Source organism: Prevotella sp. MA2016, assembly GCF_000619825.1.
In the GTDB taxonomy this organism is placed as follows: domain Bacteria; phylum Bacteroidota; class Bacteroidia; order Bacteroidales; family Bacteroidaceae; genus Prevotella.
Window position 1 is genome coordinate 111,249 of the sequence record NZ_JHUW01000012.1, and the last position, 15,258, is coordinate 126,506.

Sequence of the window (15,258 nt, forward strand, 5' to 3'; positions counted from 1 at the left end):
AAATTAATATCTTTTTCATTTTCAAGGCACAAAATTACTAAAAAACCTGCACAACGCTCGTGTTTTTACGGAAATTAACCATTATTTTATAAAAGAATGACCAAAATCAGCCGAATGAGGAAAAAAATTAGTAACTTTGCACCCGTTATGCCAATTCATATACCAATTAATATATTAGATTTCATCTTCAAGGGGATGTTGATCGGAGTGATAGCAAGCGCACCGATGGGGCCTGTTGGTATTCTTTGTGTGCAGCGAACGCTGAACAAAGGCCGATGGTTCGGATTCGCTACTGGCGTGGGAGCCGCCTTAAGCGACATCATATATGCAGGTTTTGCCGGCTACGGCATGGCATTCGTCATGGACTTCATCACTAACGACCAGAATAGATTCTATCTGCAGATAGCCGGTAGCATCATGCTGCTGTGTTTCGGCTGGTTTACCTACCACACCGACCCTACACGCAAAATGCACCAAAGCGGCAAGCAGCAAGGTTCGCTGTGGTACAACACGTGGACAGCTTTTCTCGTCACATTCTCTAACCCGCTCATCATCTTCCTCTTTCTGGCCATGTATGCCCAGTTTGCATTTGTGCTGCCCAATCATCCGTTCGAGATGATAGTAGGCTTCTTAAGCATCGTGGCTGGCGCACTCTTATGGTGGTGGGGACTGACTTGGCTGGTGGATCAGATTCGCACTAAATTCGATACCAACGGCATCAAAATTATTAATAAGGTGATAGGCGTAGCAGTCATCGTGGGCAGCATCATCATGCTGCTGGGACTGACCACCAATCTCGTAAGATTATTTTAGCACAAACATATGTTTATAGCAAACGAGCTTAGAAAAACCAACATTGCTGAATATCTGCTCTATATGTGGCAGATGGAAGACACGGTGAGAGCATTCGACTGCTCGCTCTCACGCATCAAGCGCGAATATATAGAGCGCTTCGACTACAATGAAGAGCAGAAAGAAGAAGAGACCGACTGGTTTGGCAACCTGATTCGCATGATGAACCAGGAGGGTTGCCGAGAGCAAGGACACCTGCAGATTAACAAGGTGACACTGCAGATGCTGATAGAACTGCACCAGCAGCTGTTGCAGAGCAGCAAATTCCCCTTTTACAACTCTGCTTACTACAAAGTGCTACCATTTATCGTAGAACTGCGCAACCGTGGTGCCAACAAAGAGGAAAACGAAATCGAGACGTGTTTCAACTCACTCTACGGTGTGATGTTGCTGCGCCTGCAGAAGAAAGACATCTCGCCCGACACCGCCCATGCCGTCAAGGAAATCACTACCTTCATCGGCATGCTCTCTGATTATTACAAAAAAGACAAAGAAGAAGGATTGAAATTCGAGTAGTGTTTTATTAGGCACGAAGAAAAAATAAAGAGCGTATGAGGATACTGATAACAGGATGCAACGGACAGTTAGGAAACGAGATGCAGCTGCTGGAAAAGGAAAACCAGCAGCATACCTATTATAATACGGATGTGGCTGAGCTGGATATTACCGACGAGGCTGCCATCAACAGATTTGTAACCGACAACGAGATAGACGGCATCGTAAACTGCGCTGCCTATACGGCTGTAGATAAGGCTGAGGACAACCAGGAGCTGTGCCACACGCTGAACGCTACAGCGCCAGGATTGCTGGCTGAAGCCATCGAGAAGCGTGGCGGATGGATGATACAGATTTCGACTGACTACGTGTTCGACGGCACCAATCACCGTCCGTATGTTGAGACCGACCCTGTGTGTCCTAACAGCACCTACGGTCGCACCAAACTGGCAGGCGAAGAGGCTGTGCTGGCAGGATGCAGCAAGAGCATGATCATCCGCACGGCATGGCTCTACTCTACCTTTGGCAACAACTTTGTGAAGACGATGATTCGTCTGGGCAAGGAGAAGAGCGAGTTGGGGGTTATCTTCGACCAGATAGGCACGCCTACCTATGCACGCGACTTGGCGGTGGCTATCTTTGCCGCCATCAATCAGGGCATCGTGCCAGGCGTGTATCACTTCTCGAACGAGGGTGTTATATCGTGGTACGACTTCACCAAGGCTATCCATCGCATAGCCGGCATCACATCGTGCCATGTACGTCCGCTGCACACCTCAGAGTATCCCACTCCCGCAGCCCGTCCGCACTACAGCGTGCTCGACAAAACAAAAATCAAAGCCACCTATGCCCTCGACATCCCCTACTGGGAAACCAGCCTAGCCGAGTGCATCGATAAGCTAGGTTTATAGGCTGACATTTTAGGCACGAATTTCACGAATTAACACGAATTTATGTTATTTGAAGACGAATATACAAACAAAATCATTGGAGCTGCACAAGAGGTTCATAGAGAATTAGGATTTGGATTTCTTGAAGCAGTATATGGTAATGCATTGTATAAGGAGTTAACAAAGTGTGGAATGAAGTGCGAATGCCAAAAGCCAATAGATGTATTCTATAAAGGAGAGGTAGTTGGGCACTATATACCCGACATGATTGTTGAAGATAAGGTAATTATTGAATTAAAGGCAGTAGCAGATTTACGACCTGAGCACGAATGGCAACTGGTTAATTATCTGGTAGCATGCCATAAAGAAATAGGATTGCTCTTAAATTTTGGGCATTCATTAAAAGTCAAAAGGAAATTATTTACGAAAGGGCACAAGTATAAATAAATTCGTGTTAATTCGCGTAATTCGTGCCTAATTATTATGTGCATATGAATCAGGAAATAGAAAGAAGACGTACATTTGCCATCATTTCGCACCCGGATGCGGGTAAAACTACGCTGACAGAGAAATTTCTGCTCTTCGGCGGACAGATTCAGGTGGCTGGAGCCGTAAAAAGCAATAAGATTAAGAAAACTGCTACCAGCGACTGGATGGATATCGAAAAGCAGCGTGGTATCTCGGTATCGACCTCTGTGATGGAGTTCGATTACACCCCCGATGGCAAAGACATCGAATACAAGGTGAACATCCTCGACACACCAGGTCACCAAGACTTTGCCGAAGACACCTTCCGCACGCTCACTGCCGTCGACTCGGCTATCATCGTGGTGGATGGCGCCAAAGGTGTGGAGACTCAGACACGAAAACTGATGACGGTGTGCCGCATGCGCAAAACGCCCGTTATCATCTTTATCAATAAGATGGACCGCGAAGGTCGCGATCCATTCGATCTGCTCGACGAACTGGAGCAGGAGCTCGAAATCAAAGTGCGCCCACTCTCATGGCCTATCAACCAAGGTGCCAAGTTCAAGGGCGTTTACAATATCTACGAACAGAAACTCGACCTGTTTACACCCGACAAGCAACGCGTGACAGACAAGGTTGAGGTGGACATCGACAGCGAAGAGCTTGACCAGCGCGTAGGCGAAGACAATGCCGCCAAGCTGCGCGAAGATCTGGAGCTGGTGGATGGTGTTTACCCCGAGTTCGACGTAGAGACCTATCGCGAGGCCGAAGTGGCACCCGTATTCTTCGGTTCGGCACTTAACAACTTCGGTGTGCAGGAGCTGCTCAACTGCTTTGTTGAGATAGCACCATCACCACGCCCCACCAAGGCCGAAGAGCGCGACGTGCAGCCAGAGGAGTCCAAGTTTACTGGCTTTATCTTCAAGATTACCGCCAATATCGACCCCAACCACCGCTCGTGTATCGCCTTCTGCAAGGTGTGCAGCGGCAAATTCCAGCGCAACCAGCCCTATCTGCACGTTCGACAGGGCAAGTCGATGCGCTTCTCATCGCCCACACAGTTTATGGCGCAGCGCAAGAGCACCATCGACGAGGCCTGGCCAGGCGACATCGTGGGTCTGCCCGATACAGGCGGCATGTTTAAGATTGGCGACACACTGACCGAAGGCGAAAAACTGCACTTCCGCGGACTGCCATCATTCTCGCCAGAGCTGTTTAAGTATATCGAGAACGATGACCCCATGAAGGCCAAGCAGCTGCAGAAGGGTATCGACCAGCTGATGGACGAAGGTGTGGCACAGTTGTTCGTCAACCAGTTCAATAACCGCAAGATTATCGGAACGGTTGGTCAGCTGCAGTTCGAGGTGATTCAGTATCGCCTGGAGAACGAGTACAATGCCAAGTGCCGTTGGGAACCCGTACACCTCTACAAGGCATGCTGGATTGAGAGCGACGATCCGCAGGAGCTGGAGAACTTTAAGAAGCGCAAATACCAGTACATGGCCAAGGACAAGGATGGTCGCGACGTATTCCTGGCCGACAGCAGCTACGTACTGAGCATGGCCCAGCAAGACTTCGAAAACATCAAGTTCCACTTTACAAGTGAGTTTTAAAGCATATGAAACAAGAAGACGATATAAGACAGGCAGTTGAAACGATGCGTAAGGGCGGCGTGATACTCTACCCCACCGACACCGTATGGGGTATTGGTTGCGATGCTACCAACGCCGAGGCCGTAAAACGCGTCTATGAAATCAAGCAGCGCGAAGATTCGAAAGCACTGATCTGCCTGGTTGACAACGACAACCGCATGCAGCGCTACTTCCGCAACATACCTGATGTGGCTTGGCAACTGATTGACAGTCTGAAAGACGTACCCGAAGCCAGACCTACCACACTGATTCTTGATGGCGCCATCAATCTGGCTCCAAACCTGATAGCTGAAGACGGCAGTCTGGGCATCCGTATCACCAACGAGCCCTTCTCAAAAGAGCTGTGCTTCCGTTTCCAGAAAGCCATTGTATCTACATCGGCCAACATCAGTGGTGAGCCTGCCGCACAGAACTATTGCGACATCGACCCACGCATTCTTGAGGCTGTGGATTACGTGTGCTGGAGCCGCCGACAGGAGCATAAGCCCCACACACCCTCGTGCATCATCAAACTGAAAGAAAACGGCGAAGTAACAGTTATACGAAAATAAGTGGAGACAACAGTAACAGACAGAAGACCGGAGTGGCTGAAGCACCTGCACAACTGGCGCGTGGAGCACGTAAGCGAGAGGATGTTTATGATTATCCTCGCATTGCTTGTGGGCTTCTTTGCAGCAGTGGCAGCTTTTGTGCTGCACTGGATTATCAACCAGATTGTTCTGGTGCTCACCAGTTCGTTTGCAGCAGAGCGCGCCAACTGGCTTTATCTGGTATATCCTGTTGTCGGCATTTATCTCACCTCGCTCTTTGTACGCTACGTCGTCAAAGACAACATATCACACGGCATCACGCGCATTCTATATGCCATCTCGTCCAACCGCTCGCGACTGAAATCGCACAACTGCTGGTCGAGCGTCATCGCGTCGGCCATCACCATCGGATTTGGTGGATCAGTAGGAGCCGAGGCACCTATCGTGCTTACCGGTTCGGCCATCGGATCTAACCTGGGACAGCTGTTCCATCTCGACCGAAAGATGCTGATGACTCTTGTAGGCTGTGGTGCGGCTGGCGCCATAGCAGGCATCTTCAAAGCACCTATAGCAGGATTGGTATTCACGCTCGAGGTGCTGATGATAGATATGACCATGTCGGCACTGCTACCTATCCTGGTATCATGCGTCACAGCCACCGTGTTCACCTATATCTTTAGCGGCGACTCATCGCTCTTCACCTTCCATCTCGACAGCGAGTGGAGCGTGCAGCGCATACCAGCCTGCATCAGCTTAGGCATCGCCTGCGGACTGGTTTCGCTTTACTTCATCCGCATGATGGGCGTGTGCGAGGATGTGTTCTCGAAATTCAAGGACAAGCCTTACACAAAACTGGCCATCGGAGGCATCACACTGAGTCTGCTCATCTTCCTGTTTCCTGCGCTTTATGGCGAGGGTTACAGCAGCATCAATCTGCTGTTGAACGGACAGAATGCCGACGACTGGAACCGCATACTCAACAACTCGATGTTCTCAGGTCAGGGTTCACTGCTACTGGTTTACATCGCGCTCGTGCTGTTCACCAAAGTAGTAGCCACATCAGCCACCAACGGTGGAGGCGGTTGCGGCGGTACATTTGCACCCTCACTGTTTATCGGTTGCTTCACGGGATTCCTCTTCTCACGCCTTTGGAACATCAACGAGATAGGTGTTTATGTTCCTGAGAAGAACTTTGCACTGCTGGGTATGGCTGGTGTGATGTCGGGAGTGATGCACGCACCGCTCACAGGTATATTCCTGATTGCCGAACTCACTGGCGGATACTCAATGTTTATGCCACTGATGATAGTAAGCGTGTGCGCATATATCACCATCAGCATTTTTGAGCCACACAGCATCTATGGTTCGCGACTGGCCAAGCAGGGCAAACTGCTCACCCACCATACCGACCACGCCGTGCTCACGCTGATGAATCTCGACTCGGTGATAGAGCGCGATTACTTAGGTGTAGAACCTGATATGGAGCTGAATGAGATTGTACACAAGATCAGTCGCAGCCACACTACTGTTCTGCCTGTGCTCGATGCGGGCGGAAAACTGCTCGGCGAGATCGACATCATGAAAATCAGAAACGTAGTATTCAGAATAGAACTCTATCACCACTTCAAAGCCTCACAGCTCATGACCGAGCCCAAGGCTATATTGAATGATGGCATGCAGATGCGACAGGTGATGCGCGATTTCGACCGTACCGGTGCCAACTGGCTACCTGTGCTCGACGCCGACAACCGTCTGAAAGGATACATCTCGCGCCAGCGCATCTACACCATGTACCGCAAAATGGTTGCAGATATGAGTGAAGATTAATATTAGGCACGGATTACACGGCTCTCTTTTAGAGAAACGCTGCTTTCTTTATGCGGAGACAGCCGTGTCTTTTTATAAAAAAGCCGCGTAATCCGTGCCAAGAAAAAAAAATAGAAGATGGAAAAGAAGGATTTAAGGATTGTATTTATGGGAACGCCGGAGTTTGCAGTGGAAACACTAAAGGCACTGGTGGAGAACGATTATAATGTAGTGGCAGTGGTAACACAGCCAGATAAGCCCGTGGGCCGCCATCAGACAGAGATGCAGCCGTCAGAGGTTAAGAAGTATGCCCTGGAGCACAATCTGCCCGTGCTGCAACCTGTGAAGATGAAGGACCCCGAGTTTGTAGAGCAGTTGCGCAGCTATCAGGCCAACCTGCAAGTGGTAGTGGCATTCCGCATGCTCCCCGAGGTGGTTTGGGATATGCCTGAGTATGGCACATTCAATGTTCATGCAGCTCTGCTTCCGCAGTATCGCGGCGCTGCGCCTATCAACTGGGCTGTGATTCACGGCGAAACACAAACAGGCGTCACCACATTCTTCCTCGACCACGATATCGACACCGGTCGCATCATCATGCAGAAACCCTTCGACATCCCCGACACTGCCGACGTGGAGTACGTTTACGACGGATTGATGCATCTGGGTGCCGAAATCTGTCTGGAGACATTAGAAAAGATCATCGCTGCCGACGGACACCCCGAAAGCATCCCTCAGGAGCAGATGATACCCGTAGCTAGCGAACTGCACGCTGCACCAAAAATATTCAAAGAAACCTGCCAGATCAACTGGAATCAGTCGGCAAAACAGGTTTATGATTTTGTCCGAGGCCTCTCGCCCTACCCCGGCGCATGGACCACACTGGTATCACCCGAGGGTAAAGAGACGGTGCTGAAGATTTTCAAAACCAGCAAGACTGGCAACACCAGCGGTCAGTTTGGTCATACCGCCGTGATAGACCGCAAACCCTGCATCAAAGCTGCCGACGAACTGCTGATGATAGAAGAGCTGCAACTGGCAGGAAAAAAGCGCATGAACGGTAAAGATTTCTTGAACGGAATAAAAAATTTCGAGAATTATATAATAAAGTAAGATATAACAACGTTTCTATATATAGGTAAAACAATTAAAACAGACTGCCTATGAAGATTTTTACTCCAGACGACACGACGTTCAGTGAGAAGACGTACAAGCCACGCAAGCAAACGCTTGACATCATCCGGCTTGTTGCCTATTCCTATAATAGAAACAAAAAAACGTCAAACCTGAACTAACTTAAGGAATTATGGCATTAGTATCACCATCATTACTTGCCGCGGACTTTCTGCATCTTGACCGCGACATCAACATGATTAATCGCAGTGAGGCCGACTGGCTTCATCTCGACGTGATGGACGGATCATTCGTACCCAACATCTCGTTTGGTTTCCCCGTACTCGAAGCAGTAGCAAAAGCATGCACCAAACCGCTTGATGTGCATTATATGATAGAGCATCCTGAGCGCTACATTGCACAGACAGCCAAGCTGGGTGCAATGATGATGAATGTACACTATGAAGCCTGCTTACACTTACACCGCACCATTCAGGAGATTCATCAGGCCGGTATGAAAGCTGGCGTAACACTCAACCCCGCCACACCTGTCAACGTGCTCGAAGATATCATCGCCGATGTGGATATGGTATTGCTGATGAGTGTGAACCCTGGCTTTGGCGGACAGAAATTCATAGAGAACACCATCGACAAAGTGAAGCGCCTGCGACAGCTGATAACAGAAAAGAACAGTCAGGCACTGATTGAGGTGGATGGCGGCGTACAGGGCGAGACTGCCCCACGACTAGTGGCAGCCGGAGTGGACGTACTTGTGAGTGGCAGCTACGTTTTCGGAGCCACCGACCCCGAAGGCGTCATCAAATCACTCCGTTCACTCTAGACAAAGATTCATACCATATTGGCGCGACAGACGGCGCATGTTGATAAGGGCGTATCTCATACGTCCTAGGGATGTATTGATGCTTACGTGGGTCTCCTCAGCAATCTCCTTGAAAGAGAGCTCCTGAAAGTATCGCATATACACCACCTGACGCTGAGGAGCTGGCAGGGATTCCATCAAAACGCACACCTGGCGCAATGTGTTAAGATTCGACAGCTCCACTTCGCGATTGCTACCTATCATAAAATCGCCTTTGATGTTACTCAAATCATTGCCCTTCGGACCATCAACGATAAATGCGGCACTCTGAGCGCGATAGTGATCCACAATCACGTTGTGAGCTATACACATAATCCAACACAGCATCTTACCAGATTCACGATACTCATGAGCATGAATCTTTGATACCACTCTCAGGAATGTCTCCTGAAAAAGATCGTTGGCCACATCATCATCCTTCACTATACTTATAATGTAAGCGAAGACTTTGTTCTGATTACGTGAGAGAAACTCGTCGAATGCACGGTTATTACCATCAAGATAAGCCTGAACCAACTCTGAGTCGTTCATACTTTTAATTGTACTCATAATCTCAAAAATTTAAAGTTGAGTAGAGTTTGTTTCGATAGGCAATAATCTTTAATTGTTAATATTTGAGGGCAAAAATAGATATTTTTTACCAAATCACCAAAAAAAATGGTCAAAAACTTAACATTGTGCCATTTTTTTACTAATTTTGCAGTATTGAAATAACCTAAAAAAGGAAAAAATATGAAACTATTCGTACCGGGCCGCCTGTGTTTGTTTGGTGAACATACCGACTGGGCAGGACACTATCGAACCATGAATGCCGACATCAAACCTGGAGCAGCTATCGTGACAGGTATTGAGCAGGGAATCTACGCTGAAGTAGAGAAGTCGAGTATTTTCGAGCTTTACAGCACAGCCGATGAGATAAAAAGTGTGTGGCAGGATTTCAGCTGCCGCATGAACGAGACTGAACTAAAGCGGATTGCAAAAAGCGGATCATTCTTCTGTTACTGTGCAGGTGTAGCCTCATATATGCTCGAATGGTATAAGGTGGGCGGCGTGCGCATCCGTATCACAGACATGACGCTCCCAATGAAAAGCGGCCTGTCATCGTCAGCTGCTATCTGTGTGCTGGTAGCTCGCGCTTTTAATCAGCTATACAATTTGAACCTCAATACGCTAGGCGAGATGAACATTGCCTACCTGGGCGAGTTGCGCACCAGCAGCCGTTGCGGGCGTCTGGACCAGGCTTGCGCATTCGGTGTAAAGCCAAATCTGATGACCTTCGACGGCGATGAGATTGAGGTGCGCTCACTCAACGTAAAAAAACCGCTTCACTGGGTGTTTGCTGATTTGTGCGCCGAGAAGGATACAATCAAAATCCTGTCCGACCTTAACAAAGCATACCCATTCCCCAACAGCGATGCTGAACGGGCAGAACACCAAGCACTGGGCGAACAGAACTTGGATATCGTTGAGCGCGCCATCAAATACATGGCAGCTGGCGATGCTGAGAGTCTAGGAAAACTGATGACTGAGGCAGAAACGCTCTTTGATGAGAAAATAGCGCCTATGTCGGAAGCATTACACTCACCCAAACTGCATGCCACCCTGCACGACCCCAACATTCAGTCATGGATTTGGGGAGGAAAAGGTGTTGGATCACACGGCGACGGCTCTGTACAGTTCCTGGCACGCGATGAAGCATCGCAGCAAAAAGTGGCCGACTATCTGAATGAGAAAGGTATGAAGGCCTACACGCTCACACTGAAGCCTGTTCACACCGTGCGTCGCGCCATTATTCCTGTGGCTGGTTTTGGCACCCGACTCTACCCCAGCACGCGCATCATCAAGAAAGACTTCTTCCCCATACCCTGCCCTGACGGCATGGTGCGCCCAGTCATCCTCATTCTGCTCGAAGAACTCATACAGAGCGGTATCGAAGAAATATGCCTGGTACTGGGTTCAGAGGATGAACGACAGCAATATATCGACTTCTTCGAGACACCACTATCCGAAGAACATCTGCGCAAACTGAACCCCGAAGCGCAGGAGTATGAGAATCATATATTGGATATAGGTAAGAAACTGCACTACGTATATCAGCGCGAGAAACGTGGCTTTGGCCATGCTGTTTACCAGGCTGCACAGTTTGCCGGCAACGAACCTGTGTTACTTTTGCTTGGCGACACACTATATCGCAGTCAGTCTAACAAGCCTTGCGCTCTACAAATGATTGAGGACTATGAGCGCTATAACAAATTGATGGTAAGTATCCACCCTATTCCTCTATCCGAGGTTAGCCGCTATGGCATCCTTCATGGTGTATGGGAGGACAACGACCACACCATCCTCAACGTGACAACAATAACAGAAAAGCCCAAGGCAAGCTATGCCGAGGAGTTTCTTGCTGTACGCAATAAAAGAGGTGAAAAAGAATATTACAGCGTATTCGGACAATATATTATCACCCCAGAGGTGTTCTCACAACTACATGAGGACATCATGCAAAAAGAAATTGATGGCGACCACATTTCAGAAATCGAACTCACGTCGGCCCTCGAAGCTGTTCGCAAACGCAGCGGAATGGTTGGTGTAAGATTAAAAGGTCGCATGTTCGACATGGGAAATCCTGCCGCCCTTACACAAGCCATCGCAGAATTTTCAGCACCTCAATAAAAAAATCCCGCTTCGTGCGGGATTTCTTTATTTCACCAAGTTCAAAAGATATTTACCATAATCATTCTTAGCCATGGGTTTGGCCAACTCAGCCAGCTTTTCTTTTGTAATCCAGCCGCGCTTGTAAGCTATCTCCTCCAAACAAGCCACCTTCAAACCTTGGCGCTTCTCGATAACCTCGATAAAAGTAGAAGCCTCAGAAAGCGAGTCGTGCGTACCCGTATCGAGCCAAGCAAAGCCGCGCTGCAGCGTCTGCACTTTCAGTTTCTTCTGGGCCAGATATTCCTGGTTAACGGTGGTAATCTCTAATTCGCCACGAGCAGATGGTTTGATATGCTTCGCAATGTCAACCACACTGTTAGGATAGAAATACAAACCTACAACCGCATAATTCGACTTAGGATTTGCAGGTTTCTCTTCTATGCTCAAACAGTTACCATTCGCATCAAACTCTGCCACACCATAACGCTCCGGATCATTTACATAATAACCGAATACTGTAGCAAGCCCATGCTTTTCGGCATTCTCTACACTCTCTTTCAGCAGTCCTGTAAAGCCTGAACCATAGAAAATATTATCACCCAGCACCAAACAAGCACTGTCATCACCAATAAACTTCTCACCTATTATAAACGCCTGCGCTAATCCGTCGGGTGAAGGCTGCTCGGCATACTCAAAACGTACACCATAATCCGACCCGTCGCCTAACAAGCGTTTGAAACCTGGCAAGTCGTAAGGCGTTGAAATAATCAATATCTCACGGATACCTGCCAGCATCAGTGCCGAAATAGGATAATAAATCATTGGTTTATCAAAAATCGGGATCAGCTGTTTACTGATTCCTTTGGTTATTGGATAAAGGCGAGTACCTGAACCACCTGCTAAAACAATTCCTTTCATACGTTGTTAAATTTTATTTTTGGTGCAAAGATAATAAATAATAAGCACGAATTACACGAAATTAAAAAAAAAACACTAACTTTGCAACCGATTTTAATTAAAAGTAAGATATTTATGGGATTTTGGAATAAATTATTTGGCAATAAGGACGAACAGAAGGTTGGCGGCATGGAAGATTTCATGACGCTGATCCGCGTGTACTTTCAGGCTGCCATGGCAGCTGACTTGGGTATCGCAAACCTGGCCGCACTACCCGACCTCCGTGTGTTTAAAACCACACTCAAGGTTCCAACAGTCAACAACAAATTAGGTGTTGGCGAACGCAGTCGTTGCAAAAACATGCTTAAATCCATGTACGGCATGGACGATGAATTCTTCAAAGAAATCGACTCAAGCCTGCGCAAGCGCTGCAAGAAAATGCAGGATGCTCAGACCTATCTGCTTCAGTTTCAGGGATTCACTCAGGACATCATGATGCTTACTGGCAACCTGATGAAGTTTAAGCTCCGCCTGCCTGGATTCATGAAGAAAGCACTCTACACCATGACCGAAAAAACGGTTAACGATATCTTTAATAAAAACGACTTTACCGACCCTGCCGTACTGAAAAGTGTAGTAGCTGTGCGCGAGTATAACCGCCGATTAGGTTTCTCACAAAAGTGGGTTACCGACTTCGTATTCAAGGTTGTTATGCTGGCAAAGAAAGAGCCAAAGCCTGCACAAGACGAGAAGTAAAAGTTTAAAATTTCTTAAAAGATAATTGTAAGGCTATTCTTTAAAATAGAAATTATATAACTTTGTACACCAAATAGTTAAATCATGAGTTCAAACGATCAGAGATTATTGGCGTTCGAGACGCGTGTAAGGCAGATGATTCTCCACTTCAAGCAATTGAAAAAGGAGAATGAAGGCCTTCTTGCGCAGATTGAAAACGATAAACAGGAGATAGCCGACCTGCAAGCCAAACTGACTCAGGCGAACAATGATTACAATTCACTGAAGATGGCAAAAATGATGCAAATCACCGACGGCGACCTGGAAAGCGCAAAGAACCGCGTCAACAGGATGATACGTAACGTGAATAAATGCATCGCCATTCTGAGCGACGAACAATAAATCAAGGTGCCCACAATGACAGAAGTGAATAACGAGAAACTACATATCAGGTTGCACGTCTATGACGAAGAAATCGAAGTAACCATTAAGCGTTCCGACGAAGAATTCTATCGCAAGGCAGCCAAACTCATCACAGACCGTTATAATGCCTATTCTCAGGCATATAAGGGTAAGAAAGGCGAGCACACAATTGCGCTGATGACGCTGATTGATATCGCCCTTATGTATGAGCGTGAACTTGGCAACAACGACACTGATCCCTATAATAGTGTTCTCACTAAGTTGACTTCTGAAATTGAAGAAGCCCTTAAGTGAGAATATTATTTTTTAACATAGATTATATATGGATATTATTATTGTACTACTGATCGCCGCAGGCGCCCTCGCTTTAGGAGGAGTCTGTGGATATCTTGTATTCCGCTACGTTCTTAAGGGGAAATACAATGAAATGATTGACACAGCCACAAAGCAGGCTGACGTCATCAAAGAGAAAAAGCTTCTTGAGGTAAAGGAAAAGTTTATCAACAAGAAGAGCGAGCTGGAGAAGGAGGTGCAGCAGCGCAACCAGCACATCCAGCAAAGTGAGAACAAGCTGAAGCAGCGCGAGATTTCACTCAACCAGCGCCAGGAAGAACTGGGTCGCCGCAAGAACGAACTCGACAACCAGCAGCAGCGTATCGACAACGAGAAGAAACTGCTGGCTGTTAAGGCCGACGAACTGGAAAAGATGCAGCTCAAAGAGCGTGAAAAGCTCGAAGAGGTATCTGGTTTGAGTGCCGAAGACGCTAAGAACCGTCTGATAGAGTCGATGAAGGACGAGGCCAAGACTGCCGCAGCTAGCTACATCAACGAGATTATGGACGAGGCTAAGCTCAATGCCAATGCTCAGGCAAAGAAGATTGTGATACAGACCATTCAGCGCGTAGCCACTGAAACAGCCATTGAGAACTCTGTAAGTGTGTTCCACATCGAGAACGATGAGGTAAAGGGTCGCATCATTGGTCGTGAAGGTCGAAATATTCGTGCTCTTGAGGCAGCTGCAGGTGTTGAAATTGTGGTTGACGACACTCCTGAGGCCATCGTTATCTCTGGTTTTGATCCTGTTCGCCGCGAGGTTTGCCGTCTGGCACTCCACCAGTTGGTTAGCGACGGACGTATCCACCCTGCACGCATCGAGGAGGTTGTAGCCAAGGTTAAGAAGCAGCTCGACAACGAGATTATCGAGACTGGTAAGCGCACTGCTATCGACTTGGGCGTACATGGTTTGCACCCAGAGCTTATCCGCATCATTGGTAAGATGAAATACCGTTCTTCATACGGACAGAATTTGCTGCAGCACGCACGCGAAACTGCCAACCTTTGCGCAGTAATGGCTAGCGAACTTGGCTTGAATCCTAAGAAGGCTAAACGCGCAGGACTGCTGCACGATATCGGTAAAGTGCCCGATGAGGAGAGCGAGTTGCCACACGCTATCTACGGTGCCAAGATTGCTGAGAAGTTCAAGGAGAAGCCCGATATCTGCAATGCTATCGGTGCTCACCACGACGAAATGGAGATGCAGACACTGCTGGCTCCTATCGTACAGGTCTGCGATGCCATCTCAGGTGCACGTCCTGGCGCACGCCGCGAGATTGTAGAGGCTTATATCAAGCGCTTGAATGACCTCGAGGCTATCGCTATGAGCTATCCCGGTGTTACCAAGACCTACGCCATCCAGGCTGGTCGCGAGCTCCGCGTGATTGTAGGTGCCGACAAGATGAACGACGCCGAGAGCGAAGCCCTCAGCGCCGATATTGCAACAAAGATTCAGAACGAGATGACCTATCCAGGTCAGGTAAAGATTACCGTTATCCGCGAAACACGTTCTGTGGCTTACGCCAAGTAAT

The 15,258-nt window shown here is 48.0% G+C and carries 16 protein-coding genes; 14 read left to right on the forward strand and 2 right to left on the reverse strand.

The genetic code is table 11. From position 1 onward, the window contains the following. Positions 1-147: 147 nt before the first annotated feature. The 9 genes from T360_RS0110030 to rpe all read left to right on the forward strand — a co-directional run bounded on the left by T360_RS0110030 (position 148) and on the right by rpe (position 8,647). Positions 148-813: a LysE family translocator gene (locus T360_RS0110030; RefSeq protein WP_028912665.1), complete on the forward strand. Its 666-nt coding sequence runs from the start codon at positions 148-150 to the stop codon at positions 811-813. 9 nt (positions 814-822) lie between these two features. Next, positions 823-1,368 carry a DUF4924 family protein gene (locus tag T360_RS0110035; protein WP_028912666.1) on the forward strand — a complete coding sequence of 182 codons (546 nt, stop codon included), beginning with the start codon at positions 823-825 and terminating at the stop codon, positions 1,366-1,368. Positions 1,369-1,403: 35 nt separating this feature from the next. Then, positions 1,404-2,258, forward strand: a complete 855-nt coding sequence (gene rfbD, locus T360_RS0110040) for a dTDP-4-dehydrorhamnose reductase (protein WP_028912667.1) — start codon at positions 1,404-1,406, stop codon at positions 2,256-2,258. Between the two features lie 42 nt (positions 2,259-2,300). Beyond that, the gene (locus tag T360_RS0110045; RefSeq protein WP_028912668.1) at positions 2,301-2,684 is read left to right on the forward strand and encodes a GxxExxY protein; all 384 of its coding nucleotides are present in this window, start codon (positions 2,301-2,303) and stop codon (positions 2,682-2,684) included. Between the two features lie 44 nt (positions 2,685-2,728). Then, entirely contained in the window at positions 2,729-4,318 is a 1,590-nt protein-coding gene (locus T360_RS0110050; protein WP_028912669.1) for a peptide chain release factor 3, read from the forward strand. 5 nt (positions 4,319-4,323) lie between these two features. Next, positions 4,324-4,908 (forward strand): L-threonylcarbamoyladenylate synthase, encoded by a 585-nt coding sequence (locus T360_RS0110055; protein ID WP_028912670.1) that lies wholly within the window; start codon positions 4,324-4,326, stop codon positions 4,906-4,908. Next, a complete protein-coding gene (locus T360_RS0110060; RefSeq protein ID WP_028912671.1) occupies positions 4,909-6,714 on the forward strand; it encodes a chloride channel protein in 1,806 nt (601 codons plus the stop codon). 117 nt (positions 6,715-6,831) lie between these two features. Further along, positions 6,832-7,806: a methionyl-tRNA formyltransferase gene (fmt, locus tag T360_RS0110065; protein WP_028912672.1), complete on the forward strand. Its 975-nt coding sequence runs from the start codon at positions 6,832-6,834 to the stop codon at positions 7,804-7,806. Positions 7,807-7,996: 190 nt separating this feature from the next. Next, on the forward strand, positions 7,997-8,647 hold the full coding sequence (gene rpe / locus T360_RS0110070; RefSeq protein ID WP_155949487.1) for a ribulose-phosphate 3-epimerase: 651 nt from the start codon (positions 7,997-7,999) through the stop codon (positions 8,645-8,647). On the opposite strand, the gene T360_RS0110075 is transcribed toward rpe, so the two are convergent. Continuing rightward, on the reverse strand, positions 8,639-9,235 hold the full coding sequence (locus tag T360_RS0110075; RefSeq protein ID WP_028912674.1) for a sigma-70 family RNA polymerase sigma factor: 597 nt from the start codon (positions 9,233-9,235) through the stop codon (positions 8,639-8,641). The genes rpe and T360_RS0110075 overlap by 9 nt on opposite strands. Positions 9,236-9,418: 183 nt before the next feature. Between T360_RS0110075 and T360_RS0110080 the strand changes: the two genes are divergently transcribed. Next, positions 9,419-11,356: a sugar phosphate nucleotidyltransferase gene (locus tag T360_RS0110080; RefSeq protein WP_028912675.1), complete on the forward strand. Its 1,938-nt coding sequence runs from the start codon at positions 9,419-9,421 to the stop codon at positions 11,354-11,356. Between the two features lie 27 nt (positions 11,357-11,383). On the opposite strand, the gene rfbA is transcribed toward T360_RS0110080, so the two are convergent. After that, complete coding sequence (gene rfbA, locus T360_RS0110085; RefSeq protein ID WP_028912676.1) at positions 11,384-12,256, reverse strand: glucose-1-phosphate thymidylyltransferase RfbA; 873 nt, start codon at positions 12,254-12,256, stop codon at positions 11,384-11,386. Positions 12,257-12,370: 114 nt separating this feature from the next. Here rfbA and T360_RS0110090 point away from each other — a divergent pair, with 114 nt between their 5' ends. From T360_RS0110090 to rny, 4 genes are all read left to right on the forward strand, one after another. Continuing rightward, positions 12,371-12,991, forward strand: a complete 621-nt coding sequence (locus T360_RS0110090; protein ID WP_028912677.1) for a hypothetical protein — start codon at positions 12,371-12,373, stop codon at positions 12,989-12,991. 84 nt (positions 12,992-13,075) lie between these two features. Beyond that, on the forward strand, positions 13,076-13,372 hold the full coding sequence (locus tag T360_RS0110095) for a hypothetical protein (RefSeq protein ID WP_028912678.1): 297 nt from the start codon (positions 13,076-13,078) through the stop codon (positions 13,370-13,372). A 15-nt stretch (positions 13,373-13,387) separates the two neighbouring features. Continuing rightward, complete coding sequence (locus tag T360_RS0110100) at positions 13,388-13,687, forward strand: cell division protein ZapA (RefSeq protein ID WP_028912679.1); 300 nt, start codon at positions 13,388-13,390, stop codon at positions 13,685-13,687. Positions 13,688-13,715: 28 nt separating this feature from the next. After that, entirely contained in the window at positions 13,716-15,257 is a 1,542-nt protein-coding gene (gene rny, locus T360_RS0110105; protein WP_036929415.1) for a ribonuclease Y, read from the forward strand. The last annotated feature ends 1 nt before the right edge of the window (position 15,258 follow it).

Excerpts from the sequence above, each read along its gene's own strand:
- fmt (WP_028912672.1), top strand. The coding sequence starts at position 6,832 with ATGGAAAAGAAGGATTTAAGGATTGTATTTATGGGAACGCCGGAGTTT.
- T360_RS0110080 (WP_028912675.1), top strand. The coding sequence starts at position 9,419 with ATGAAACTATTCGTACCGGGCCGCCTGTGTTTGTTTGGTGAACATACC.
- rfbD (WP_028912667.1), top strand. The coding sequence starts at position 1,404 with ATGAGGATACTGATAACAGGATGCAACGGACAGTTAGGAAACGAGATG.
- T360_RS0110095 (WP_028912678.1), top strand. The coding sequence starts at position 13,076 with ATGAGTTCAAACGATCAGAGATTATTGGCGTTCGAGACGCGTGTAAGG.
- T360_RS0110090 (WP_028912677.1), top strand. The coding sequence starts at position 12,371 with ATGGGATTTTGGAATAAATTATTTGGCAATAAGGACGAACAGAAGGTT.
- T360_RS0110030 (WP_028912665.1), top strand. The coding sequence starts at position 148 with ATGCCAATTCATATACCAATTAATATATTAGATTTCATCTTCAAGGGG.
- rfbA (WP_028912676.1), bottom strand. The coding sequence starts at position 12,256 with ATGAAAGGAATTGTTTTAGCAGGTGGTTCAGGTACTCGCCTTTATCCA.
- T360_RS0110045 (WP_028912668.1), top strand. The coding sequence starts at position 2,301 with ATGTTATTTGAAGACGAATATACAAACAAAATCATTGGAGCTGCACAA.
- T360_RS0110055 (WP_028912670.1), top strand. The coding sequence starts at position 4,324 with ATGAAACAAGAAGACGATATAAGACAGGCAGTTGAAACGATGCGTAAG.
- T360_RS0110100 (WP_028912679.1), top strand. The coding sequence starts at position 13,388 with ATGACAGAAGTGAATAACGAGAAACTACATATCAGGTTGCACGTCTAT.
- T360_RS0110075 (WP_028912674.1), bottom strand. The coding sequence starts at position 9,235 with ATGAGTACAATTAAAAGTATGAACGACTCAGAGTTGGTTCAGGCTTAT.
- T360_RS0110035 (WP_028912666.1), top strand. The coding sequence starts at position 823 with ATGTTTATAGCAAACGAGCTTAGAAAAACCAACATTGCTGAATATCTG.
- T360_RS0110050 (WP_028912669.1), top strand. The coding sequence starts at position 2,729 with ATGAATCAGGAAATAGAAAGAAGACGTACATTTGCCATCATTTCGCAC.
- rny (WP_036929415.1), top strand. The coding sequence starts at position 13,716 with ATGGATATTATTATTGTACTACTGATCGCCGCAGGCGCCCTCGCTTTA.